The following is a 25498-nucleotide window of genomic DNA, read 5'->3' on the forward strand; positions in this document are numbered from 1 at the left end:
AAAACTAACCTACGCAACGGTCAATTGTCCGCCGTACAAAATAAAATATCGCAGACACAACACGCCGATTAAATCAAATATAGATACCAGAATGATGAAATGACGATTGTATCTTAATTTATCGCTAACCAATAGATTACCGGCGAGCGGGATGAGGATGCCGATAAGCATGACGCCGATCCAGAAAATCGCACCCCAGAAACCGCTTAGGGCGTTGTGCATGGCGACCATTTTTTGTCCGCCGCCGAAATATAATCCGGCGAAGAAGCAGCCGATGCAAAAGAGTTCGGCGAGCATGATCGGCACTTCAAATTTATGCATGAAATTCACTTCGTCGGAATGCCCTTTTAATTTGCCCACAATCAGGATGGTTAAGAATACCGCCGCGATACCGGAAGACGTGCCCGAAGCGAGGAATAATGCCGGCAATACGGGATTGTTTAGCATCGGGTAGCTGATTAACGCCGACAATAAGAAACCGGTATAAGCGCCTAGCAACACCGCAAGGAACAACAGGAACAGTTCCAACGGGTTGGTAATGCGTTCACAGGCGAAAATCCATTTCACGATAAATTTTAATTTCGGTAAAAATCTATCGAGCAAGGCGGCAAGTTCATTTTTAAAGAGAATCGCAATCCAGAGGAGAACCGCCGCCATATAGATTTGGAATAACAGTACCCCCATGGACATCACGGAATTGAACTGGTAGTTAAACATCAAATACCAGAACGTCCAAGGGCGCGCCAAGTGGAAAATCAACAGCAATAAACCGATAATCACCGTGCCAGGCGCTAAGATCGCAGCACTGCGAATAATCCAGTTTTCGCTTGGTTTTTCCGGTTTGCGATTGCGTTTATAAAGCACGGCAAGCAATAAGGAACCGGAAGAAATACCCAGTAAGAACAAATAGATGGCGATACTGGAATCCCACACGAGGTTCGGTGTATGAAACGGAACAGGATAATCTAGTGTCATCTTTTCGGTTCTCCATGTTGGAATGGAATATGGTAAAGATTCGGTTGGGTTCCCAATTCCACTTTCGTGCGGTAAACAGGTTTTTCTTTTACCTTGCGAGCCACTGCGCTGGTCGGATCGTTCATATCACCAAAGGTTAAGGCTTTGGTCGGGCAGGCTTCAACACAAGCTGGTTGTTTGCCTTGTGCCAGGTTGGTATCGCGACAGAAATTACATTTATCCGCCGTTCTGTGCACCGGATGAATAAAGCGCACGCGATACGGACAAACGGCGATACAGTATTGGCAACCGACGCACAACTCTTTGTGTACATCCACAATGCCGGTATCTTTATCGATAAATGACGCGCCGGTCGGGCAAACCGCTACGCAAGGCGCGTTGGTGCAATGTTGGCAAGATTGGCGGAAAAACTCATATTCCTGATTCGGAAATTCGCCGTAAGGCTCGCTGCGCAAAATCTCCAAGCGGGAAACGCCTTGCGGCACTTGGTTGGTTTCACGACAGGCATCCATACAAGCGGTACAGCCGATGCACGCGTTTTCATCGTGCACCATGGCGTAGCGTTTCGGTTTATCCGCCTTTTCCTCTTTTGCCAAAGAGGTGACTGATGTCCCCATCATAAGGATTAACGCCCCCATGCCGGAAACAAAGTTTCGGCGTGAACAGGCTGTCATTGTTTACCCTTTTGTTCGGTTGATGGAGTTTGTTCTTGTTGTGCTTTGCGTTTTTGTTGCTCTGCCTGTTGTTTTCCATGGCAATCCACACAAAGTTTTACGTGATTTTTCGGTTCAATGTCTTTCATCGCATCCGCTTTCGGGTGCAATGTGTGGCAGCTTGCGCAAGGTAATTTCATGGCGTGCACATCATGCGCCCAGAATTTTTCACGCAGTTTGTCCGGTTGATGACAAGAAAAACACACTTGGTTTTGTTCTTGTGCGCTATACATCGGTTTTTTCTCACCGAAAATATCACCTTCAAAACGCATCACGTCTTTCGCACCACGACGGTGATCTTCGGAAATATTACCGTGGCAGTTCACACAATTAATCGGTTTACCGTTATTCGGATTTTTTTGGCTTAAATGGGCGCCGTGGAATTTACCGAAATGCAATTCGCCGCCGGATTGATCCAAGGTTTGGCTTTTATCCACTTTGTCAAATTTATGGCATTTGGCGCAATATTGATTCGGATCCCGTTGATTGTCCAACTGCGGTTCATAAGTCAGCTGATTATCAGCCGATGGCGTTTTCGCCTGTGCAACCATCGGCAGCGCCGCAAGCATAGCGAACAGTGCGAGCGCTTTTACAGGTTTGCGGATTAAGGAAGTTACATTCATTCTGATTACCTCAAATTTGCGTTTGAAAATGACCGCACTTTTTTCTTTCCCGGCAAAAGTGCGGTGCTTTTTTCTATTGTTTTGTTGCGGAATCTTCAGCTAATTTGCCTGTGGCTTTCGCTTCTTTTTCCCATTGAGGTACAACAGTTTTTAAGAATTCTTCTTTGGCTTTGCGTTCTTTTTCGATGTCAATGCCCACGGCTTTCCAGGCTTTTTCCGCGGTGGAAATATCCGGCACTTCAATCGGTGTTTTCACGCCATGTTTGGTTAAGATGGCAGCCAATTTGGCACGGGCATCAGCAGCGCGGTCAAGACCGGAACCTAACACGCGTAACATCACATCAGGTGCGTGCATATGTCCGCCGTGGCTGGCTGCGGCGTAATCCCAGCGCCATTGCGCGTGACGAATGTCCATTAACGCCGGTTCCATTTCTTCTTTGGTTGCGCCGGCATCCCATGCGGCTTTCGCTTCAAAGTGCAAACGAACTACTTGATTTTCTAAGCGCCCCATAATGTCTTTCACTTCTTTTTTGCGGGAAGCCACAATGTCTTTTAACTTCTCTTTACTTTGATCGTGACAGTTGGCACAAGTGCTATCAAAGGCATCAAATGGATTTTGAATTTGGTGGTCGGTATAAACTTTACCATCCGCCCCTTGCACTTTCGGCATGTGGCAATCGATACAGGTCACGCCGTTTTTACCGTGCATACCTAAAGACCAAATTTCAAAGTCAGGGTGTTGTGCTTTTAAGATCGGCGCTTTGGATAAGATATGAGTGAAGTCGGTGAACCCGATGTCATCGTAGTATTTTTCCATGTCATCGACGGTTTGACCGTTATTCCATGGGAAAGTCACTTGTTTCAAGTCACCTGCGAAATAATATTCAACGTGACAGTTCGCACAAATTTCCGCCCGTTTTTCGGTGCGGGCGGCAGTGCCGAAACGTAAATCAGGCTGTGTTTTGCCTTCCGCTTTCGCTCGGGCTTGCAACGCATTGTTTAAATGATCCAAAGCACGAATAACGTGTGGACGGGCAATTCGCAATGCCGGTTTACCTTCAGCAAACTCTTTAGAGGTCGTGTCGTGACAGTCGGCACAACCGATGGCATTCACCACTTCCGCCCCGCCTTTTGCCCATTTACCATTGAAATAGCCTTCTTCTCCCCATTCGGCGATTAAACGCGGCACATCCGGACCTTTACAGGTCCAACACGCCATCGGTTGTGGACCGTCGTTAGCGGTTTTCGGCGCACCGGTACGCAAAATATTGCGTAAATCTTTAATGGCATAAATGTGTCCGCGCGGTGCGTTATATTCTTTCGCAAAGGCATAACCGCCCCATAATATGATTAAACGTGGATTTTCCTCATCTGCATAAATAATCTTGTCGCCTTTTTCGGTGGCTTTCCAAGACGCAAATTGTTTCGGGTATTTTGCCGCAAACTGTTCGTTTACCGCTTCAATTTTTAGATTCGGATTTGGTGCTTCCACAGGTTGCTCAAGCGGTTTATACACCAACTCCGCCATTGCCAAATTAAACACACCTAAAGCTGCGAAAGAAGCTGCCACTACCAGGCTTTTGCTCAATGCGTTCACGATAATCACTCCAATCAGGTTAACTGTAGTTTTGTTAAGGAAATGTCTATACCGCCCGCATCATAAAAATGATAACTTTTATCATGAAAAACAATGCGATATAAGGTATAAAAGGGGGTTAAACGAGTTTAACATAACCAAATATCCGCGCTCATTCCATGGTTATTTTACATTTTCTTGTTTTTGATCAATTTTTCCAATTTAATTTTCTATTTTAGTGAAATTTTGTAGCATGAAAATTTCTCCTAAAATGTGTCAACTACCTATTTATTATTATAAAAATATCATTAAAGGGGAAAATTAAATGAAGCAGGAATATATAACTATAAAGAGGTATATTTACATTTTATGCTACAAAAAAGAATTATTTTTATTTGAATATTTTATCGAAGAAGAAATACCCTAATTACGGGCAATAAAAAACCGAACTCATCGAAATGAATTCGGCTTTCTGATTTGATGTTCTACTCTAAAAGTGCGGTTAATTTCTTACTCATAAATCTTGAAGATTTACTTGTATCCTCGACTCCGCCGACAAAGCCAACGTTCAAAAAGCATTATTTTTGTCAGGGTCTTTTACCAGTGCCAACCGCGATAATAGCCAATGCTCGGTGTCACAACCAGTCTTGGCTGACGCTCGCGATAAATCACGGTTTTCGGTTCCGAATCACTAGCATTTAACACATTGTCTTCCGGTTTAACGTCTCTTACTTGATATTTCTTCGACACCGTATTACCGCTATACACTTTCGCTTGATAAGCTTCAACTGTCTGCTTATCTAAAGGAGCTTGATTGATTTGTGGAGCCTTAGAAGAACAAGCAACTAAAACACCACTAATCACTGTGACGAGTAACAATTTTTGCATAATTTACCACCTTATTTTTACTTACAAACTACGTTAGAAAGAATTTCTCTGCTCTTTTGCAAATTTTTATTAATCAAGGTTTTACCGTTTCGTTGTTCTTCCGACTTTACTTCTTTATCTAACTCGGGATCCTGAATATTAAACACCGGCGCATATTGCACGTTTTTCGGTTCCACGTCAGAAGATACGGTGGCGCCGATGATACTGGCGTAATATTGCTGCTTGGATTTATCTACATAATAGGTTGTAGAATCGGTGAACGCGACGCCATCGGTATATTTGAAGCCGTAACAAATGCCGGCGCCGGATTCAAATACTGAGTGAGAGTCTTTATTTTCTTTAATCTCAAACACTTCAAAGGCGATGCTTTTACCCAATTCACTCACATCAGCAGCATTTTTAGGATCGAATTTCTTGCCGTTATTTTGATTAATGTAAGTGGTTTTACCTTGCCCGCCGCTGTCAGAAAAAGAAAATTGTTGTTTGTACACAGCTCCGGCATACCTAGCCGGATTAAGCTATTGAGCGGTTTTATCGGTTATCACGCCATCTTCGGAAATATGCATAGTCCAAGATTCTGCAAAAGCCAATGATGAAAGGAAAGTAAAACTCAGACCGAGCGTTAATTTTTTGAAAAGCATCATTGGGACCCCTTAAGAATAAAGTGAAATGGAGTATAAATTATAAAATTGTACAAATCTCAAGCGGTAAGTTATCAGGATCACAGAAAAAAGTAAATTGTTTTCCAGTCAATGCAAAACCCGAAAAGGGGTCATTATTTTTCCTGTTGTGGCGTCAGTTGTTGGTGTTTTTCCTGTTTCTGTGCTTCCAGCGCATCACGTGCGGAACGAATACTTCGTTCAATAATCGGAACACGCCGGTCATCTTTCGGTAATAGTTTCAACATCATCGCCCAGCTGACCGCTGCCATTTTGTAGTCTTCCGTTTCAAAATAACGGAACGCCAACAAACTCAAAGCTTCAACGTTGGTATGATCTTCACGAATGACGTCGCGCAATAAACTATCCCCTTTCAATTTATCCGTTTCATCCCCGGAGAACATCAAAATACGGGCATACGCCAATTTATACAGATTATTTTTCGGTTCTAATTTATTCGCGCGGGCAAAGCTGTCTAATGCCATTCTCGGCTGTTCCAAGTTCATACCGATTTGCCCTAACAACCACCAGTTCTTCGCATTATTCGGATCTTTTTGCAAATCCACCCGTAACGCGGTGGCAAATTGCTGCATTTCAGCATCGTTTAACGGATTTGTGCTTTCACGTTTTAAACGCTCATAAAAGTGCGGTAGTTTTTCCGCGCTTTTTTCCAACATAATTTCCGCCTGCCAGGAGCCCACTACAAAATACGCCGACACGGACAAAATGCCGAGTACCAGAAAGCCGGAGACAAACCACAGCTTGCCGTAACTCTTTTCACTGCGCACCGCACTTTCAGGCTGTTGCGGAATATCTTCCAATAAGGATTTTTGCAATTCGGTTTTGAGTTGTTCGGCGTTTTCCAACAAGCCTTGTTTTTCATCCCATTCCAGCTCTTTTAAACGTTCAAAATAAAACGCCTTGTTGAGATCATCACGACGGGTTGATTGGGTTTGCACAAAACGCGCAGACAGCAACGGGAAAAAACAAATTAACGCGGCAATCAGCGTTAACACAAAAATGCTTGTCCACAAATTCATTAGTCATTTTCCTTATTTAACAAAGCATTAAGGCGCTGCTGTTGTGCTTCACTTAAGGCCTGTGGCGCGGCATTATCCGCCCCACTCGGCATCGTTCTTTTCCGCCCGAAAAGCCATACCAGCCCGCATAAGATCAAAGCAAAAGGCGTAACCCATAAAACAAGGGTGGCAACGGTCAATGGCGGGTCATAAGTAACAAAATTGCCATAGCGATCCACCATGTATTGCACCACATCCTGTTTGGATTTGCCTTCCTGTAACAATTCAAACACTTTAGTGCGCATATCCACAGCAATAGCGGCGTTAGAATCGGCGATATTGTTATTCTGACATTGCGGACAGCGCAGTTCCCGCGTTAAGGCGTGATAGTCGGCTTCCTGCTGCGGCGAGCTGAAATTCAGCACGTCGATGGCGGCAAACACATTGATGCTGAAGAAAAGTGCGGTTAACAAAAAACAACGTTTTTTGAACGTTGGCTTTGCCAACGGCCCCGAAGGGGTGAATAAACGAACAAGTGAGCTTATAAATATAAATAAAAGTTTTTTTTTCATTACTGCGCACTGCCTAATTTTTGGTAAATGGGTTGCAAGGTTTCCTGCCACACTTTCGCGTTTACATCACCCGCATGGCGATAATGAATCACGCCGTTGCCGTCCACCAGAAAAGTTTCCGGCGCGCCATATACGCCTAAATCCAAGGCAAATGAACCTTTTTCATCTTTTAACACAGCCTGATAAGGATTGCCCAAATTCTTCAGCCATTTCGTCGCTTTGGCACTGTTATCTTTATAATCCAAGCCGATAATCGGCACGCCCTGCTTCGCCAGTTGATTCAAATATTGGTGCTCCGCATAACAAGTCGGGCACCATGTCGCCCATACATTGAGTAAAAGCGGTTTGCCCTGTTTAAACAGCGTTTCATCATAGGTTTTATCCGATAATAAATCCTGCAACGTCTTCGGCGGAACCGGCTTACCCACCAACGCCGATTCCAATGCTTTCGGATCATCACCCAGTGCATTGCGTTGTAATTGCACCAGAAAGGCGGTAACCAAAACGAAGAAAATAATTAAAGGTAAATATAATTTCTTTTTCATTATCAATACTCGATGATTCTATAAGGGGTTACTGCACGGTTTCTTTACCTAAAATTTTACTAAACCGATAACGGCGGTCGAACAGGCATAATATCCCGCCGAGCACCATAAACAACCCACCAAGCCATATCCAGCGGATAAAGGGTTTGTAATACAAGCGCAACGCCCAGGAATTGTCGTCTAATTTTTCACCTAACGCCACATACAAGTCACGGCTGAAACCCCAATCGATCGCGGCTTCGGTCATCGGCATTTTGCTCACGGTGTATAAGCGTTTTTCCGCATAAAGCGTGGTTTCTTTTTTGCCGTCACGATGAATATCAATTTGCGCTTTGCCGCCGATGTAGTTCGGTCCGTTGGCATCGCTGATGCCTTTGAAAGTGAAATCATAACCGGCAATTTGTACCGTATCACCGACGTGCATCCGCACATCCCGTTCTACGCTGTAATTTTGACTGAAGGCAATGCCCCAAACGGTCATGGCGACCCCCAAATGTGCCAAAATCATGCCCCAATGGGAGCGGGATAATTTAGTTATACCGCGCCAAAAAGATTCACGGTGCGTCGCCCGTTGCTGCATTTCATACAGGCTTAACAGCACGATAATCACCGACATCATGGTGCCGAGTACGGCGCTGATGGTTAATTTGTTTTGGAGCGCATACGGCAAGGCAAAACCGGCAAGAAGCATAATCACTAGGCTGACAATCACCGGCGTGCGAATGGCAGAGAACTGATCACGGCGCCACTTTACCAGCGGTCCGATACCCAATAACAAGGCGAACGGGGTCATGATAATCAGGAACATTTGATCAAAAAACGGCGCGCCGATGGAAATGGAACCCAAGCCTAATTGTTTGTGAACAAGCGGCAGCAGCGTACCCAGCAACACCACACAAAGTGCGGTCATTAATAAAATATTATTTAACAGTAGCAAACTTTCGCGGGAATAGCGTTCCGCATTATCACGGGAGCGAATTTGGCTGCCTTTATAAGCGTATAAGGTCAGTGAACCGCCGATCACCACGATTAAATACGCCAACACATATAAACCGCGGGTTGGGTCGGAGGCAAAGGCGTGTACCGAGACCAAAATACCGGAACGCACTAAGAAAGTACCGAGCAAACACAGCGAGAAGGCTAAAATCGCCAGCAACACCGTCCAGGCTTTGAAAGAACCCCGTTTTTCCGTCACAGCTAAAGAGTGCAACAATGCCGTGCCCGCCAGCCAAGGCATGAAAGAGGCGTTTTCTACCGGATCCCAGAACCACCAGCCACCCCAGCCCAGTTCGTAATACGCCCACCAGGAACCAAGCACGATACCCAGAGTTAAAAAGATCCAGGCCGCCATGGTCCAAGGACGTGACCAACGCGCCCATGCGGTATCCAGTTTACCGGTCATTAAAGAGGCGATGGAAAAAGCAAACGCAACGGAAAAACCAACATACCCCATATATAACAACGGCGGGTGGAAAATTAAGCCAACATCTTGCAATAACGGATTCAGTTCTTTGCCGTCCACCGGAAAATCAGGGAAAGTGCGGTTAAACGGGTTGGAGGTAAATAACACGAAAAGCAGAAAACCGATGCTGATAATGCCCATAATGCCGAGTACGCGGGCGGTGGCTTCCTGCGGTAAGTGTTTACTAAACAAGGCGACTGCCGCGCCCCACAACGACAGCAACCAAATCCACAATAGCAATGAACCTTCGTGGGAACCCCAAACTGCAGATAAGCGATAGTAAATGGGCAAGGTGGTATTGGAGTTGTTCACCACATATTGCACGCTGAAATCATTCACGGCGAACAAATAAAACAAAGCACCAAATGAAAAGGTTAACACGAAAAACAAGCCGTAAGTCATCGGGCGCGCCAAGGACATCAGTTGGGCGTTGCCTTTTTCCGCCCCCCATAGAGGGAAAATCGCCAATAAAACGGCGATCGCCAGACTTAGGGCTAAGGCATAATTTCCTAATTCTGCAACCACTACTGACCTTCTTTCATTTTTTCCTGACGATCGCGTTCGCTTTCGCCTTTCAGATCAGAGATGCCCATCGGTTTATGGATTTTCTGCATTTGCTGTTCCAGATCCGGCGGCACATAATTTTCATCGTGTTTTGCCAATACTTCGGTGGCTTCCAACAAGGTAGGTTCTTTTAGCACGCCCTGTGCCACAATGCCCTGCCCTTCACGGAATAAATCCGGCAAGATACCTTCATATTCCACGCTGATGGACGGTCCAATGTCGTTTAAATCAAACTGCACTTTCAGGCTTTTCGAATCCCGTTGCACCGTGCCGGCAACCACCATGCCGCCGACGCGAATGCGCTGCCCTACTTCCGGTTTTTGATCGGCATTGTCATTTTTGCCGTACACCACTTCCGACGGGGTATAGAATAAATCGATATTTTGGCGTAACGCGTACAACACCAATGCCGAAGCCACCGCGACACCTAACAAGACAAATAAAACAACAGACAAACGGGATTTACGTCTTGGGTTCATAGCGCTTCTCCTTTTTGTTTCAGTTGTTGTAAACGGGTTTCACGTTGTTGTTCATGTTTGATGGATTTTAACACCGCACTTTTGCCAGCAAGGCTTTGCACAATTAACACCCCAATCACCAATAAACTTAAACCATAAGAAAGCCACACATAAAAACCGTAGCCTCCCATGTTGATAAACTCACTCCAAGATTGAAAAAACATATTTCCCCCGGTAAACACTAAAGTTTTTCAGCCAACGCTTTAACCCACGGGCGTTTGGCATCTTCTTTTAATAATTCATTGCGGTAACGCACTAAGGTTAACCAAATTGATAAAGTCATAAAACCGAAGATACATAAAATCAACGGAATCAACATCGGCGTGGCAATGGACGGGCGCTCCAGTTTGGTAATGCTCGCCCCTTGATGCAACGTATTCCACCATTCCACCGAGAAATGGATAATCGGCAGATTCACCACGCCCACAAGGCATAATACGCAGGCGGCTTTTGCGCCCACATTGCGATCCTGAAAGGCGGAATATAAGGCGAGTACGCCTAAATATAAGAAAAACAAAATTAATTCGGCGGTTAAACGGGCATCCCACACCCACCAGGTACCCCACATGGGTTTGCCCCAAATAGCACCGGTAACCAACGCTAAGAACGTAAATAACGCCCCAATCGGCGCCATGGCAATCATCGCCAGCTGCGCCTGTTTAATTTGCCACACTAACGCCACCAACGCAGCAATCGCCATGGAGCCGTAAACGCCCATAGACCAAATCGCCGTCGGTACGTGCACATACATAATGCGGAAACTATTGCCCTGTTGATAATCCGCCGGTGCGAATGCCAGCCCCCAAACGACACCGACCGCTAATAAAAGTGCGGTTAAAATCGCAAAGAAAGGGCTAAACTTGCCGCATAATCGATATTGTGTTTCCGACTTTGCATAAGGATGCAACCACTTCCACATAAACTATCCTCTATTGATCCAAACTAATCCGCAACGCCGTCGCAATCGCAAAAGGCGATAAGGTAACAACGGCGGCTAAAATCGCACCGAGAATGGCTAATTGCCCGCCGTAAGGTAAATTCAATGCGGCGGCATCCAGTACCGACGCAGAAAAAATCAGCACCGGAATAAACAACGGCACCACCAATAAACTCAATAATACGCCGCCTTTGCGCAACCCCACCGTAAGCGCCACGCCTATGGCCCCAAGGCAGCTCAACACCGGCGTACCTAATAACAAAGTCAGCACTAATGCCCACCAAATTGCTCTTTCCAATGACAGCAATAATGCGGCGACAGGCGATAACAAAATCAACGGCAAGCCCGTGAGCAACCAATGAGCAAGCACTTTCGCCAATGCCGTCAACATCAACGGTTGCGGCGTGAGCATGAGTTGTTCCAGAGAACCGTCAATAAAATCATCCCGAAATAAGCGCTCAAAAGACAGCAATGCAGACAACAACGCCGCCACCCAAGCCACACCGGGCGCGATACGGGAAAGCAGTTTCGGATCAGGTCCGATAACCAGCGGAAACAACGTAATCACGATGAGGAAAAACCACAACGGATTCAAAATTTCCGCCTGTTTACGCATGGCGATTTGTAATTCGCGTTTAATAATCTGCCAAAAAATCATGCCGTTATTCTACACATTTAAACTGTTCTAAATGGATTTTTTTCAACCGCGCACTCGGCACTTCCTGATGGCTGGTTAAAATCACGATGCCGTTATGTTGCGCATGTCGCTCAAAAAGTGCGGTCAATACTGCCACGCCTTTTTTATCGATAGCATTGAAGGGTTCGTCTAAAATCCACAACGACGCTTCCGACAACCATAAACGCGCCAAGGCTATGCGTTTTTGCTGCCCGGCAGATAGTTGCGCCGCCGGAATATCTTCACGCCCAAGCAAGCCTACGGTTTGCAACACTTCCCACAGAATGTCATCGCCCTGCCGGCAGCGTCCGATTTGCTGATAAAAATGCAGATTTTCCCACGCTGTCAATTCGGGTTTAATCCCATTTTGATGCCCCAAATACAGCAAATCATCATGAAAAGCTTCACACTGTTTAAAAATCTCTTCAGAATTCCACCGCACTTTTCCTTCCAGCGGCGTAGCAAGCCCCGCAATAATGCGTAGTAAACTGGTTTTACCGATACCGTTATTCCCTTCAATCTGCACAAAATCGCCCGCCCGAATGTGTAAATTCAGGTGGTGAAATAACACTTTGTCGCCACGTTGGCAGGCGAGTTGTTCAAGATTGAGTTGATTGTGCATGATAATTTGTGATTCAAACCGATTTTAGCGCGGCATTCTATCATAAGGTGAAGGAACGGCGTAGGCGGGAAAGTACAAAATCATATAACTCTTTCACGGTACTTTGAGATATTTTTGATTTAGAACAAATTTATCTGTCCGTTGCAGATTACAATAATGCGCTTTTTAAAATTATAAATTGCGCGCGGTTAAAAAATAATAGCAAACCACCGCCATCAACGAACACGCCGCCATGGTCAGCAACATTGGCGTTGCGCTGCTCATATTCATAAGGGCAACCAGTGTCCCACGCAGGCGCCGGTGCCGAAACGTACACTACCGACCATAGAATTTGCCGAGCAGGCGGCATTCGGGAATTTTTCTAAAATGGACGCCATGGCGTTGGAAGAAATCAGCGAGTTTTGTCCCACAAAAATCGCAATGCCAATTGCAATTGCCCAAAAGCCCAAATTCAGCAACAGCACCAGAACCAACCAAATTTCCGCCAAAAACTGAACCATCAAACCAACGCGCAACATAGTTTCCGCGCCGACCTTATGCACCAATCGCCCATTCAGGAAGGAACCAAAGGTCATCACCGAGATATTCAGCATAAAGAAATAACCGAAATTCTCCGGCTTAATGCCGTAAATGCCGATATACACAATAGACCCCGCCGTGATGAAAGAAAATAAGCCCCCGAAAGCAAAAGAAGCGGCGAACATATACCCCAGCACCGGTTTTTGTTTCCATAACGCTATGAAATTGCGGGCTATGATGTTCAACCGCAAGGGAATGCGTTTTTCTTTATGATGGGTTTCCGGCACTACGAAAAAGACCAACAGGATACTTAACAAGCCCATCATGGCGATCACATAAAAAATCGCGTGCCAATGGAAGAAATACACGATATAACCGCCCAGAATCGGCGCCACCAATGGTGCTATCATAAACACCAGCGTGATGGTTGACATCATTTTGGACAGCTCGTTTTTATCGAACAAATCCCGTAACAGCGCACCCACCAACACTACCGGTGCTGCGCCAAAAAAGCCTTGAATGAAACGAAGTGCGGTGAAATTACCGATTGCATGGATTTGCGTCAGGATCAATGCCGCCAACGCCGCCACGGTCACCCCCAACAAAATAATCGGCTTACGCCCAAAACTGTCGCCAAACGGTCCCCAGAACAACTGTCCGAGTGCCAAGCCATAAGCAAAGGACGTTAACGTATGCTGCACCTGATCATTAGTCACCTGAAAATCCTGCGCGATATTCAAAAATGCAGGCAGATACATATCCACGCTTAACGGCGGCAGCATGGACAAAATGCCTAAGGCAACAACAAAAATAAAATTCGTTTTTACGGTTTTGCTTGGATTCAAGAATTTATTCTCCGGAAAAATATGCGATTTCTTCCGCGTTTAACGCACGAAAATCGCCTTCTGCTAAATTGTCATCCAAGGTCAGATTACCGATTTTCCAACGATGCAACCCGAGCACTTTATTCCCCAATGCGGCAAACATCCGTTTCACCTGATGATAACGCCCTTCGCTAATGGTTAAATTCACGTTGTAATTATCTAAAATTTCAAGTACCGCCGGTTTGGTGGGATCTTTCTCGCCGCGTAGCAAAATGCCCTCAGCACAGGCTTGCGCATAATTGGCTTCCACCGGATCCGCCAGCGTCACCAAATAGGTTTTCGGCTGATGATGTTTTGGCGAAGTAACGCGATGAGACCATTGCCCGTCATCGGTTAACAACACCAAGCCCGTGGTATCTATATCCAAACGCCCCGCGCTATGCAAACGGGCGGATAAAGGGTAATCGAAAAACTGATAAATGGAGGGATGTTCATCTTCGTCGTGTGAACATACATAGCCTTGCGGTTTGTTAAACATCAAATATTGCCCGACATCCAGCCACGTCAGTAGTTCACCGTCAAAATAAATCGCATCTTGCGGCGACACTTTGGTCGCCCCGCTCTTCTCAATTTTACCGTTAATCGTAACCGCACCTTGACGCAACGCCTTAGTCGCCTGCGAACGGGTCAGCCCCGTATGCTCTGCTAAAAATTTATCTAATCGCATAATGATCCTTTTCTTTTCCTTACCCGCATTATAAACCCAAATTGACTTTCCTGCCTGATGAAAAACATTTGGAAAAACCACCGCACTTTCCCTCATTCACAACCATCCACCAAGAAAATCATCAGGAATGTGTGAAATATCACAGAATTCTTTTGGAATTTAATTATAATATTTGGTGTTTTTTCACCCTATTATTCAAAAAAGAGGATTTATTTTATGGATGAACAACTTAAAAAAGCCGCACTCGATTTTCATGAATTTCCGATTCCGGGGAAAATTGAAGTTACTCCGACAAAATCTCTTGCAACCCAACGCGATTTAGCGTTGGCGTATTCACCAGGCGTGGCGGCGCCTTGTTTGGCAATTCAGGCGGATCCTGCTGATTCCTATAAATATACCTCGCGCGGCAATCTGGTTGCTGTGATTTCCAACGGAACCGCGGTGCTCGGGTTGGGCAATATCGGCGCGTTAGCCGGTAAGCCGGTGATGGAAGGGAAAGGCGTGTTATTTAAAAAATTCGCCGGGGTGAACGTGTTCGATATTGAAATCAACGAACATGACCCGGATAAATTGGTGGATATTATCGCTTCCCTTGAACCGACTTTCGGCGGGATTAACCTGGAAGACATTAAAGCGCCGGAATGTTTCTATATTGAACGCAAGCTGCGCGAAAGAATGAATATTCCGGTCTTCCATGATGACCAACACGGCACGGCGATCATTTCTGCCGCCGCGGTATTGAACGGTTTACGCATCGTCGGTAAAAAAATTGAAGATGTGAAATTAGTGGCATCCGGCGCGGGTGCAGCATCTATCGCCTGTTTGAACCTGTTGGTTTCCCTAGGCATGAAACGGGAAAATATCACGGTGTGCGACTCCAAGGGGGTCATTTATAAAAACCGTGACGACCGCATGGACGAAACCAAAAAACTTTACGCCATTGATGACAACGGCAAACGCACATTAGCCGACGCCATTCCGAATGCGGATATTTTCTTAGGCTGCTCTGCCGCAGGTGCGTTGACGCAAGATATGGTAAAAACCATGGCGGCGCATCCGTTAATTTTGGCATTGGCGAACCCTGAACCGGAAATTTTACCGCCGCTCGCCAAAGCCGTGCGCCCGGATGCCATTGTGTGTACCGGTCGTTCGGACTATCCGAACCAAGTAAACAACGTCCTGTGCTTCCCGTTCATTTTCCGTGGTGCGTTAGATGTGAGCGCCACCACCATTAACGAAGAAATGAAATTGGCGGCGGTGCGCGCCATTGCCGATTTGGCGTTGGCGGAACAAAGCGAAGTGGTCACCTCCGCTTACGGCGACAGTGAATTGTCCTTCGGCCCGGAATACATCATTCCGAAACCGTTCGATCCGCGCTTGATCGTGCGTATCGCGCCTGCAGTGGCAAAAGCCGCCATGGATTCCGGCGTGGCGACCCGTCCGATTGAAGATTTCGATGCTTATATCGAAAAACTGGCGCAATTCGTTTACAAAACCAACCTGTTCATGAAGCCGGTATTCGCGCAAGCCAAACAGGACAAAAAACGTGTCTTGCTCACCGACGGCGAAGAAACCCGCGTATTACACGCCGTACAGGAAATCGCCACCTTGGGCATTGCCTACCCGATTTTATTGGGTCGTCCGAGCGTCATTGAACAACGCATTAAAAAACTGGGCTTGCACATTCAGGCAGGACGTGATTTCGATCTGATCAACATCGAAAACGATGAACGCTACAACCAATGCTGCACCACCTACTACAATATGCTTAAACGCGCCGGCATCACACCGGGTATTGCCAAACGCGAAATGTTCAATAACCCGACTGCCATCGGTTCCGTGTTGTTACATTTAGGTCATGCCGACGCCATGTTGTGCGGCTTGGTTGGACATTACGCGTCCCACTTAAAAACCATCAAAAACTTCATCGGTTTACGTCCGGGCGTACACACACCGGCAACGGTGAACGGTTTGGTATTACCAACCGGCAACCTATTCCTGACCGACACCTTCGTGAACAACGATCCGAGCGCGGAAGAACTTGCCGAAATTACCATGATGGCGGCCAAAGAAGTGAGTTTATTCGGTATCGAACCGCAAATTGCCTTGATCTCGCACTCCAATTACGGCAGCAACAACAGCCCAAGTGCGGTCAAAATGCGCGACGTTTTAGCCTTAGTGCGGGAAAAAGCGCCGGAACTCAACATTGACGGCGAAATGCACTGTGACGTGGCGTTGTCTCAACGTTTACGTGACGAAGTGATGCCTGACAGCCCGTTAAAAGGCGCGGCAAATCTGCTCGTCATGCCAAACATGGAAGCGGCACGTATCAGCCTGAACCTGTTACAAGGCACGGCAACACCGACTACCGTAGGGCCGATTCTCATGGGTTTGAACAAACCGGCGCACATTTTGACCTCCGTATCTTCCGTTCGCCGTATTATCAACATGGTGGCAATTGCTGCAGCCAAAGCCCAATGACGACTTAACAAAAAATAAAGAAGATGGCTAATCACCATCTTCTTTGTTTGTTAATAAATTGTAACGTTTAATGATTCCAATCAATCTTTGTGCTATCATTTTGGCGTTTTATACTCAATCAACCCGAAGAAAAGGAAAACGTTATGGCTTATACTTTACCTGAATTAGGCTATGCCTATGATGCATTAGAACCCCACTTCGATGCACAAACCATGGAAATCCACCACAGCAAACATCACCAAGCATATGTTAACAACGCGAATGCGGCACTAGAAAATCCCCCTGAATTACAAGCACTTTCCGAAGGCTGTCCGGGCAAGTTATTGGCACACTTAAGCGAAATCACTCCGGAAAAACGCCCGGCATTACGCAACAACGTAGGCGGTCACTTAAACCACAGCTTGTTCTGGAAAAGCCTGAAAAAAGGCACAACCTTAAAAGGCCCATTGAAAGATGCCATCGAACGTGATTTCGGTTCCGTTGAAAACTTCAAAGCGGAATTTGAAAAAGCGGCGGCAACCCGTTTCGGTTCCGGCTGGGCATGGTTAGTTTTAGAAAACGGCAAACTCGCCGTGGTTTCTACCGCCAACCAAGACAATCCGATTATGGGCAAAGAATACGCCGGCTGCTCCGGTGTGCCGATTTTCGGTTTAGACGTTTGGGAGCACGCCTACTACTTGAAATTCCAAAATCGCCGCCCGGATTACATCAAAGAATTCTGGAACGTACTGAACTGGGATTTCGCCAATGAACGTTTTGAAAAAATCTTAGCCGGTACACCACACTAATTTGCTAAACAGATAAATTCCAAAGCCGTCTGAAAATTTGCTCCTTCAGGCGGCTTTTTTCTTTACTGCCAAAAAACCTAAAAAGTGCGGTAGGCTTAAAAAACGTTTTTCAAACCCACCGCACTTTGGGGATAATGTCTGCTCTTAACGCCTATGGATAATCCCTTTCTTTTCAATTTGTTCCGATTATATTGATAAAGAATACAGTGTTGCTTACATTGTCAAGCCACGTGGAAGAACAAATTTATGAATTTTTGATTTAAGTCACAAATATCGTTATAAAATTATTATAGGATAAGTCGTCAGCCGTATCAGAAACCACTGAGCTGTTCGGTTTGTGAATTGTTAACTTTGTTTATTTAACAGGAGATACGGCGGTTTACCCTGTTATAACGAAAGGAAGGAAACAAATGAAAACGAAATATTTATTGGCGGCGCTGACCGTCGCCTGCACATTATCCGCATGCAGCCAAGCTGCCGGGGGGTTGGCGGATGGTCTACTGAAACCGTTCGATCCGAAAGCAAAAGACTGGAAGCAGTTAACCATCTCCGAATCTGTTCCCGATAACGGCACTTTGGAACTAACCGACCGCGGCGGCAAAACCCGGATCTTGCGTAAAGGCGGCGTTCTGGATACAGGCTATTTGAGATCCGATAAGATCTCTGACTACGATTACGTCAAAAAAATCAACGTGAACGGTCAAATAATCGAGTTGGAACGAGGCGATTTTCTGATATATAAACAGAGTAATTCCATCATCGCTGCTACGTTAGCGAAACAGAAAACCAACGCAGATGGTACACGCTCCTCTGCCTTTGATTTCCATGTCAACGAAATTCAAGGGCGAGACATCGCCTTTAATAATCTGCCGGCTTCGGGACAGGTAAACTATCGCGGCATCGCATTTACCGGCGATGACCGTGGAGGTCGTTTATCCTACACTATCGACTTCGCTAAAAAACAAGGCAGCGGTAGCATCAGTGGTCTACATGGCGATTATAACGTAGATTTGGCGCAAACAAACGTCCGCGCAATGGGAAACGGTTCCGGGTTGAGTGGTAAAGCTATGAAAGATGGCGTGGAAAGAGGAAATTACACGCTAAAAATCTTCGGTAGCAAGGCAGAAGAAATCGCCGGCAAAGCTGAGATCAAAACCGGTAAGGGAACTCAAGAAATCGGTCTGGCAGGTAAAAAAGAATAAACTCGGTTTTCCTCTTGATCGGTGTAAAGGTGGTCTGAAGCTTTCAACACGGGTTTCTACCACCTTTTCTATCCATTAATCGGTTCGTAGAAAAATCCACGCTACACGCCGCAAGTTAGAATTATTACCTGACTTACGGTGGTTGACCTATTGCAGGTTTAGGAAATGATGGTAAAAACAACCGCACTTTTTTATCACATAGTTTAAAACGTATTACACTGTGCCGGATCCGCCGTATTTACACCGCGTTTAAACCATTGCAAGCGTTGCGCCGATGTGCCGTGGGTAAAGCTGTCCGGTACCACATAACCTTGGCTACGCTTTTGCAAACGATCGTCGCCCACGGATTCCGCCGCATTGAATGCTTTTTCAATATCGCCGCTTTCAAACAAACCTTTTCGTATTGCCAGACTTGCCCACACGCCCGCATAACAATCCGCCTGTAATTCCAATTTTACGGAAAGCTGATTGGCTTCCGTGCGGGAGGTTTGTCGTTGCAGGCGATGAACCTGCGATAAGGTGCCGAACAGATTTTGCACATGATGCCCCACTTCATGGGCAATCACATACGCAAACGCCGCTTCGCCCGCCGCACCGAGCTTATTTTTCATGTCGTTATAAAAAGACAAATCTAAATACACCCGTTGATCATTGGGGCAATAAAACGGCCCCATTGCCGATTGACCGGTGCCGCAGGCGGTCGGTGTCGCACCGTTATACAACACCATCGTCGGTTCGATATATTGTTTATTATGTTTGGCAAAATACGCATTCCAAACATCCTCAGTATCGCCCAGCACCACTTTGGAAAGCCCCGCCAGCTCTTGTTCCTGCTGCGATTGCAAAGGCGTGGTTTGGGTTGCGCCCACATCAACCCCGCCGACTAATCCCGATAAATCCACGCCATAATAAGCGCCCACTAAGATAATAATTAACCCGAGAATACCGGTGGGTCTGCCACCGCCAAAACCACCACCTGACGAACGTCTGTCTTCCACGTTTGAGCTTTCTCTACGCCCTTGCCAACCCATAACCCTTCCTATTGATTAAGTGAAATTTTCGTCATTCTAATCCATAACCCTTTTCCCGCCTACTATTTTATTTCTAGACTTATATGATTGAATTGGTTATGTTGTGACTTCCGTTCATTCATCAATAAGGAGAGAAAAAATGGGTTTATTTGATTTTATCGGTGACATCGGTAAAAAAATCTTCAGCAAAGAAGAAGAGGCCTCCACTGCCGTCACCAAACACATTAACGAAGACAATCCCGGCGTTGCCGATGTGGAAGTGAAAGTAGAAAACGGTGTGGCGAAAATCGCCGGTGTTGCCAGTTCCGCCACTGCGCTGGAAAAAGCCGTGTTAATGACGGGCAATATTGTCGGTATCAGCGAAGTCAATATCGATGAAGTCACCGTGCAAAACGGTGAAAAGATTGCCGGCGAAGATGAATTTTACGTGATTCAAAAAGGCGACACCCTTTGGAAAATCGCTGAAAAACATTACCGCAATGGCAGCAAATACACTGCTATCGTAGCAGCCAATAAAGAAGTGATTAAAGACGCGGATAAAATCTTCCCCGGGCAAAAAATTCGTTTGCCGAAAAGCTTGTAGACTTGGCTTAAAAAATGCTTTGGGAAATGACCGCACTTTAAATTTGAAATTAAAGTGCGGTTATTTTTTTCGGTGTTTTTCAGATGGCGCTACTTTTTAAACTTGCGCCATATTTTGTCTTCCTGTCCGCGCCAGAGACGTTGGATATTTTCGTGGTGTCGATAGATGAGCAGGCAGCAAACCAAGGCGACGGGAAAGGTGAATTCGGGTTTGAACCACCACACATAAAGCGGCACCAGTAATGCGGTGACGACAGCACTGAGAGAGGAATAGCCGCTGATAAGGAACACGACAATCCAGGTGCCGAGTGTCGAAAATAAGACGCCCCAAGCGATAGGTGCGATGGCACCGAAGGCGGTGGCAACGCCTTTGCCGCCTTTAAATTTAAAGAAAATCGGGAAAATATGCCCCAAACACGCCGCTAACGCCACCATGCCCAATTCAAATTGTGTTAACCCCAAATAATAACCCAACCACACCGGTAACATGCCTTTTAAGATGTCGAAAATAAGCACCGCCAAGGCAATCCAACGCCCGCCGATACGTAACACGTTGGTCGCGCCGGGGTTATGGGAACCGGAGGTTCTGGGGTCCGGCAAGCCGGTGACTCGGCATAATAAAATCGCACCGGAAATGGAACCGAGCAAATAGCTCAATAGCATATAAAAAAGGGCGAAAAGGCTCATTGGACTTCCTATGACTGGAGAAAAAGAGTTCGTCTATTGTACCCAAAGTTGGTAGTATAAGCCCACAAAAATTTTAGGAATAACAACAGGAACACCATGCAAGATCTTATTTTTATCGAAGGTTTAACGGTATTTGCGCAAATCGGCATTTATGACTGGGAACAACAAATTAAACAAAAACTCATTTTTGATGTCGAAATGGCGTGGGGCACGCGTCAGGCGGCAGCTGCCGATGACGTTCAATTTGCACTAAATTATGCGGAAGTCAGCCAATTCATTATTGATTATGTGCAATCCAAACCGTTTTTATTAATTGAGCGGGTTGCCAATGAAGTGGCGGAACAATTACAACAACAATTTAAAATTTCGTGGCTTCGTCTCAAATTAAGTAAACCGAAAGCCGTCGCGCAAGCGGAAAACGTCGGTATTATTATTGAACGAAGCCGCTAAAAATCAGAGAAAAAGACAATTTGAAAGGTTTATTTTTACGCATTATTGCGGGCTTATGCCTATTGTTATGGGCAATTGATATGGTATTTCCGTGGCAGCAAATTATGCATTCGGAAGAAAATGCTTATCATGCCATTCAAGATCGCGGCAAACTGGTGGTGGGGACGATTAATAATCCGGTTTCTTATTTCATCAATGCCGAAGGTGAATCCGGCTTAGAGTATGAATTAAGCAAAGCCTTTGCCGATTATTTGGGCGTGGAACTTGAAATGCAGCCGATGAATAATACGGATGATCTTTTTTCTGCGTTAAACGATCGTCAAATTGATATTGCCGCCGCCAATTTATTTTATCACCCGACCAAAGCCGAGCGTTTTCAGCTTGGTCCGTCCTATTACTCCGCTTCCTGGCAAATCGCTTATCGTAAAGGGAAAAATCGCCCGCGTTCGTTAGCACAGATTAACGGCAGCCTTGTAGTTCCTGACAGTTCCGAATTGCAGCAAATTTTAAAAGAAGCGCAGCTGAAAAAACCGAAATTAAGCTGGACGGTAGACAGTAAATTAACGCAAGAAGAATTATTGTTACAGGTGGCGGAAGGGAAAATTGATTATACCATCGCCAATTCTTTAGATATTTCTGCCACCCAGCAAATTAAACCGCAAATTGCCGTGGCTTTCGATTTAACCGATGAAATGAGCGTGCATTGGTATTTACCGAATAATTCTTCAAGTGAATTACAATCGGCATTGCTGGGCTTCATGAACAGCTCCATTGATTCGGGCTTAATCGCCAACATTGAAGAGAAGTATTTTAATCATTTCCGTCAGTTTGACTATGTGGACATTAAATCCTATTTGAATTCCATTGAAACGATTCTCCCGAAATTCGAACCGCTCTTTACTAAACACAAAGGCAATTTGGATTGGCGTTTATTGGCAGCAATTGCGTATCAGGAATCCCACTGGAACCCGGATGCCACATCGCCCACCGGCGTGCGTGGCATGATGATGTTGACCAAAGACACCGCAGAACGCATGAAAATCAGTGACAGAACCGATCCGGAGCAAAGCATTAAAGCCGGTTCGGAATACTTACATTGGTTGATCGGACAGATTCCCGACAGCATTAACAGTGAAGATCGTATTTGGTTCGCCCTTGCCGCTTACAATATGGGATTAGGGCATTTATTGGATGCCCGCCGTTTAACCAAAAATTTAGGCGGCAATCCGGATAATTGGCTGGATGTGAAAAATAACTTGCCTTTGTTGGCAGAAAAGCGATATTACCGTAATCTGAAATACGGTTATGCTCGTGGTTACGAAGCCTTTCAGTATGTAGAAAATATTCGGCGCTATATGAACAGTATCATGAATTATTATCGTATTCAGGAAAAACAAAACGATAAAACCACGGAAACTGCCACAGGGCAAACAAAACCACAAAGTAAATAAGGGGGTAATCATGCTTAGAAGACGTTTTCTAAAACCGGCTAAAAAGAAATTCTTTCATCAACAACAAGCCCGTTCTTTGCGCCTGAAACATTTAAAACAACGCAAAGCCAAGCTATTCGCCCGCCACGCCTTACAATTTGTTGTGCAGGATATATAAAAAAATGGTGCAGTTTTTAAGCTGCACCATTTTATGATTGAGTTAATTAAATAAACGTCTTCTTCCTCTATTATCAAGACGTTTAAATTGGCTAATTAACACTAACACCAAAACAATCAAATATATGGCAAAAATCACCACAATCCACTGCGCCATGGAAAGCCCTAACCACGACCAAACCACATCGCTGCAAGAACCGGTGGGTTGGAATAATGCCGGAAACCATTTATCCAACGGCAGGGTTTGTGGAAATTCCGGCAAATAGGAACATTGATTCCAGGGTGCCGGGTGCAGTTGATAATCTACGTGCTTAAGGGAAATTAATAATCCTTTCACGGTACTGAAAAACGCGATAAGCAATGCCAATAAACGGAAAACCAAAAAGCGCGGTGCAATTAATCCGACAATTCCGGCAAAAGCAATACCGAATAAGGCAACCCGTTCATAAATACACATGACGCAGGGTTGTAATTCCATGCCATATTGGAAATAAAGTGCCGTGCCTTCTAACGTCAATGCTGAAATAACCAACAACAACCAACCGGTCCGTTGCACGGAAAGTGTTTTGAAAAATTTTAGCATTGCGTTCTTCCTCCTAAAAAATGTTAAATCGGCATGATCAAGCCTAAGTTTGCCAGCCAAATAGTCATCGGCGGTAAAATATATTCCACGGCGAACAAACCCACTAACGATAATACAATGGTATAAGGCAACGCCATGTAAACCATTCTACCATAAGAGAGGTTGATTAGGGGCGCCAAAGAGGAAGTCAATAAGAATAAGAACGCAGCCTGTCCGTTTGGTGTCGCTACAGAAGGCAGGTTGGTACCGGTATTAATCGCTACCGCCAACAATTCAAATTGATGTGGCGGAATCACATTAGCAGTTAACGCATTTTTTGCTTCATTGATATAAACCGTTGCAACGAACACGTTATCGGAAATAGCGGATAACAAACCATTAAAGGCGTAGAATAAAGTTAACTGAACAGTTTCCTCTGAAGATAAAACGTAATGAATAATCGGCGCAAACAGTTTTTGGTCAATAATCACGGCAACTACGGTAAAGAACACAACCAGTAGTGCAGTAAACGGCAAAGATTCCTGGAATGCTTTACCCAATGCATGTTCGCTGGTAACACCACAAAGTGCGGTACAAAAAATAATGACACTTAAACCGATTAAACCGACAGACGCCAAGTGGAATGCTAAACCGATAATCAACCAAATCCCGACAATTGCCTGCGCGATAAGCTTCAAACGCTCCTGCTTGGTCATTTTTTTCATACTGGCTTTATCAAATTCAGATAAAACCATCCATACTTGATTTGGTAATTTCGCGCCATAACCAAAGAGATGAAACTTTTCTATTACTACGCAGGTTAGTAATCCGAATAAAAAGACCGGAATCGTCACCGGCACCATACGAAAAAAGAATTCAACAAAATTCCAACCCGACTGTTCCGCAATGATTAAATTCTGTGGTTCGCCCACCATGGTCATTACACCACCGAGCGCAGTACCTACACAGGAATGCATCATCAAATTACGCAGAAATGCCCGAAACTCCTCTAAAGTTTCACGATCTTTACCGATTTTCTCATCATTAGTAATATCGGTAGGATCGTAGAATGTACCCCCCGATGCCACTTTGTGATATACCCCATAAAACCCCATAGCCACGCTGATAATGACAGCCACTACGGTTAGCGCATCTAAGAAGGCAGATAAAAACGCGGCACTAAAACAGAAAGATAAAGAAAGCACCAATTTGGAATGAATATTAAGAAGAAGCTTAGTAAACACGAAAAGCAACAATTGTTTCATGAAGTAAATTCCTGCCACCATAAACATCAAGAGCAAAATCACTTCAAAATTTGCCAGCACTTCTGCTTTAATGTGGGCAGGATTTGTCATTCCTATAAATACCGCTTCAATGGCAAGTAACCCGCCGGGCTGTAACGGATAACATTTTAGCGCCATAGCTAGGGTGAAAATGAATTCAATGACTAATAACCACCCCGCCCAAAAAGGTGAAATAGCAAATAAGACGGGATTAATGACAAGAAATGCGACGATCGCTATTTTATACCAGCCCGGGCTAGAACCAAGAAAGTTTTTAAAAAATGCCTGTGTATAATTACTATCCATAAAGTTGACCTTAATTTCTTAATTAACAATATATTAACCTAATACCGTTCAAGGTAGTTCAGCGCTAAACTGTGTCAAAAATAGCAGATGATGTCAACGA

At 45.2% G+C, this 25498-nt stretch carries 26 protein-coding genes and 2 pseudogenes; 7 read left to right on the forward strand and 21 right to left on the reverse strand.

The genetic code is table 11. From position 1 onward, the window contains the following. Nucleotides 1-9 precede the first annotated feature (9 nt). The 17 genes and pseudogenes from nrfD to rsuA all read right to left on the reverse strand — a co-directional run bounded on the left by nrfD (nt 10) and on the right by rsuA (nt 14419). Entirely contained in the window at nt 10-975 is a 966-nt protein-coding gene (gene nrfD, locus LIN98_RS00070) for a cytochrome c nitrite reductase subunit NrfD (RefSeq protein ID WP_005572112.1), read from the reverse strand. Continuing rightward, nucleotides 972-1649, reverse strand: a complete 678-nt coding sequence (nrfC, locus tag LIN98_RS00075; RefSeq protein ID WP_005572111.1) for a cytochrome c nitrite reductase Fe-S protein — start codon at nt 1647-1649, stop codon at nt 972-974. The genes nrfD and nrfC overlap by 4 nt, the downstream gene beginning before the upstream one ends. Next, complete coding sequence (gene nrfB / locus LIN98_RS00080; RefSeq protein WP_005547398.1) at nt 1646-2311, reverse strand: cytochrome c nitrite reductase pentaheme subunit; 666 nt, start codon at nt 2309-2311, stop codon at nt 1646-1648. The genes nrfC and nrfB overlap by 4 nt, the downstream gene beginning before the upstream one ends. A gap of 73 nt (nt 2312-2384) precedes the next feature. Beyond that, on the reverse strand, nt 2385-3908 hold the full coding sequence (nrfA, locus tag LIN98_RS00085; protein ID WP_012821116.1) for an ammonia-forming nitrite reductase cytochrome c552 subunit: 1524 nt from the start codon (nt 3906-3908) through the stop codon (nt 2385-2387). A 576-nt stretch (nt 3909-4484) separates the two neighbouring features. Next, nucleotides 4485-4775, reverse strand: a complete 291-nt coding sequence (locus LIN98_RS00090) for a hypothetical protein (protein ID WP_005547402.1) — start codon at nt 4773-4775, stop codon at nt 4485-4487. Between the two features lie 17 nt (nt 4776-4792). Further along, nucleotides 4793-5419 (reverse strand): annotated as a pseudogene (locus LIN98_RS00095) (hypothetical protein). 131 nt (nt 5420-5550) lie between these two features. Further along, a complete protein-coding gene (gene ccmI / locus LIN98_RS00100) occupies nt 5551-6474 on the reverse strand; it encodes a c-type cytochrome biogenesis protein CcmI (protein WP_005568059.1) in 924 nt (307 codons plus the stop codon). Then, a complete protein-coding gene (locus LIN98_RS00105) occupies nt 6474-7025 on the reverse strand; it encodes a cytochrome c-type biogenesis protein (protein WP_005547408.1) in 552 nt (183 codons plus the stop codon). Before LIN98_RS00105 ends, ccmI begins: the two co-directional genes overlap by 1 nt. Then, nucleotides 7025-7570 carry a DsbE family thiol:disulfide interchange protein gene (locus LIN98_RS00110; RefSeq protein WP_005542796.1) on the reverse strand — a complete coding sequence of 182 codons (546 nt, stop codon included), beginning with the start codon at nt 7568-7570 and terminating at the stop codon, nt 7025-7027. The genes LIN98_RS00105 and LIN98_RS00110 overlap by 1 nt, the downstream gene beginning before the upstream one ends. 28 nt (nt 7571-7598) lie before the next feature. Continuing rightward, entirely contained in the window at nt 7599-9557 is a 1959-nt protein-coding gene (locus LIN98_RS00115) for a heme lyase CcmF/NrfE family subunit (protein ID WP_005568055.1), read from the reverse strand. After that, a complete protein-coding gene (gene ccmE / locus LIN98_RS00120) occupies nt 9557-10075 on the reverse strand; it encodes a cytochrome c maturation protein CcmE (RefSeq protein ID WP_005547412.1) in 519 nt (172 codons plus the stop codon). Before ccmE ends, LIN98_RS00115 begins: the two co-directional genes overlap by 1 nt. Continuing rightward, a complete protein-coding gene (ccmD, locus tag LIN98_RS00125; protein WP_005574716.1) occupies nt 10072-10278 on the reverse strand; it encodes a heme exporter protein CcmD in 207 nt (68 codons plus the stop codon). The genes ccmE and ccmD overlap by 4 nt, the downstream gene beginning before the upstream one ends. A gap of 17 nt (nt 10279-10295) precedes the next feature. Further along, on the reverse strand, nt 10296-11033 hold the full coding sequence (locus LIN98_RS00130) for a heme ABC transporter permease (RefSeq protein WP_005547415.1): 738 nt from the start codon (nt 11031-11033) through the stop codon (nt 10296-10298). A gap of 10 nt (nt 11034-11043) precedes the next feature. Next, a complete protein-coding gene (gene ccmB / locus LIN98_RS00135; protein WP_005568052.1) occupies nt 11044-11709 on the reverse strand; it encodes a heme exporter protein CcmB in 666 nt (221 codons plus the stop codon). 4 nt (nt 11710-11713) lie between these two features. Then, nucleotides 11714-12349 (reverse strand): cytochrome c biogenesis heme-transporting ATPase CcmA, encoded by a 636-nt coding sequence (gene ccmA, locus LIN98_RS00140; protein WP_005570189.1) that lies wholly within the window; start codon nt 12347-12349, stop codon nt 11714-11716. A 171-nt stretch (nt 12350-12520) separates the two neighbouring features. Next, nucleotides 12521-13713: pseudogene (locus tag LIN98_RS00145) on the reverse strand (Bcr/CflA family multidrug efflux MFS transporter). Between the two features lie 4 nt (nt 13714-13717). Further along, complete coding sequence (rsuA, locus tag LIN98_RS00150) at nt 13718-14419, reverse strand: 16S rRNA pseudouridine(516) synthase RsuA (protein ID WP_005568046.1); 702 nt, start codon at nt 14417-14419, stop codon at nt 13718-13720. Between the two features lie 216 nt (nt 14420-14635). Here rsuA and LIN98_RS00155 point away from each other — a divergent pair, with 216 nt between their 5' ends. The 3 genes from LIN98_RS00155 (at nt 14636) to LIN98_RS00165 (ending at nt 18890) form a co-directional block, all read left to right on the forward strand. Then, nucleotides 14636-16900 carry an NADP-dependent malic enzyme gene (locus tag LIN98_RS00155; protein WP_148326178.1) on the forward strand — a complete coding sequence of 755 codons (2265 nt, stop codon included), beginning with the start codon at nt 14636-14638 and terminating at the stop codon, nt 16898-16900. A gap of 143 nt (nt 16901-17043) precedes the next feature. Beyond that, entirely contained in the window at nt 17044-17688 is a 645-nt protein-coding gene (locus LIN98_RS00160) for a Fe-Mn family superoxide dismutase (protein WP_005564490.1), read from the forward strand. A 410-nt stretch (nt 17689-18098) separates the two neighbouring features. Beyond that, nucleotides 18099-18890, forward strand: a complete 792-nt coding sequence (locus tag LIN98_RS00165; protein WP_005568042.1) for a factor H-binding protein — start codon at nt 18099-18101, stop codon at nt 18888-18890. A 203-nt stretch (nt 18891-19093) separates the two neighbouring features. Here LIN98_RS00165 and ypfJ read toward each other — a convergent pair whose 3' ends face one another. Next, nucleotides 19094-19921: a KPN_02809 family neutral zinc metallopeptidase gene (gene ypfJ, locus LIN98_RS00170; protein ID WP_014167415.1), complete on the reverse strand. Its 828-nt coding sequence runs from the start codon at nt 19919-19921 to the stop codon at nt 19094-19096. A gap of 139 nt (nt 19922-20060) precedes the next feature. Here ypfJ and lysM point away from each other — a divergent pair, with 139 nt between their 5' ends. Continuing rightward, nucleotides 20061-20504 carry a peptidoglycan-binding protein LysM gene (lysM, locus tag LIN98_RS00175; protein ID WP_014167416.1) on the forward strand — a complete coding sequence of 148 codons (444 nt, stop codon included), beginning with the start codon at nt 20061-20063 and terminating at the stop codon, nt 20502-20504. A gap of 89 nt (nt 20505-20593) precedes the next feature. Here lysM and plsY read toward each other — a convergent pair whose 3' ends face one another. After that, a complete protein-coding gene (plsY, locus tag LIN98_RS00180; RefSeq protein WP_005543723.1) occupies nt 20594-21190 on the reverse strand; it encodes a glycerol-3-phosphate 1-O-acyltransferase PlsY in 597 nt (198 codons plus the stop codon). A gap of 96 nt (nt 21191-21286) precedes the next feature. Between plsY and folB the strand changes: the two genes are divergently transcribed. From folB to LIN98_RS00195, 3 genes are read left to right on the forward strand one after another with little or no spacing between them, the layout of a single operon-like run. Next, nucleotides 21287-21640 (forward strand): dihydroneopterin aldolase, encoded by a 354-nt coding sequence (gene folB / locus LIN98_RS00185; RefSeq protein ID WP_005568036.1) that lies wholly within the window; start codon nt 21287-21289, stop codon nt 21638-21640. A 20-nt stretch (nt 21641-21660) separates the two neighbouring features. After that, on the forward strand, nt 21661-23091 hold the full coding sequence (gene mltF, locus LIN98_RS00190) for a membrane-bound lytic murein transglycosylase MltF (RefSeq protein ID WP_005568034.1): 1431 nt from the start codon (nt 21661-21663) through the stop codon (nt 23089-23091). A gap of 10 nt (nt 23092-23101) precedes the next feature. Beyond that, complete coding sequence (locus LIN98_RS00195; RefSeq protein WP_005543716.1) at nt 23102-23248, forward strand: hypothetical protein; 147 nt, start codon at nt 23102-23104, stop codon at nt 23246-23248. 42 nt (nt 23249-23290) lie between these two features. Here LIN98_RS00195 and dsbB read toward each other — a convergent pair whose 3' ends face one another. After that, on the reverse strand, nt 23291-23830 hold the full coding sequence (dsbB, locus tag LIN98_RS00200; RefSeq protein ID WP_005568033.1) for a disulfide bond formation protein DsbB: 540 nt from the start codon (nt 23828-23830) through the stop codon (nt 23291-23293). A gap of 23 nt (nt 23831-23853) precedes the next feature. Continuing rightward, nucleotides 23854-25398 carry a sodium/proton antiporter NhaB gene (gene nhaB / locus LIN98_RS00205; RefSeq protein WP_005543712.1) on the reverse strand — a complete coding sequence of 515 codons (1545 nt, stop codon included), beginning with the start codon at nt 25396-25398 and terminating at the stop codon, nt 23854-23856. Nucleotides 25399-25498: the final 100 nt, after the last annotated feature.

This window comes from Aggregatibacter actinomycetemcomitans (assembly GCF_023518055.1).
In the GTDB taxonomy this organism is placed as follows: domain Bacteria; phylum Pseudomonadota; class Gammaproteobacteria; order Enterobacterales; family Pasteurellaceae; genus Aggregatibacter; species Aggregatibacter actinomycetemcomitans.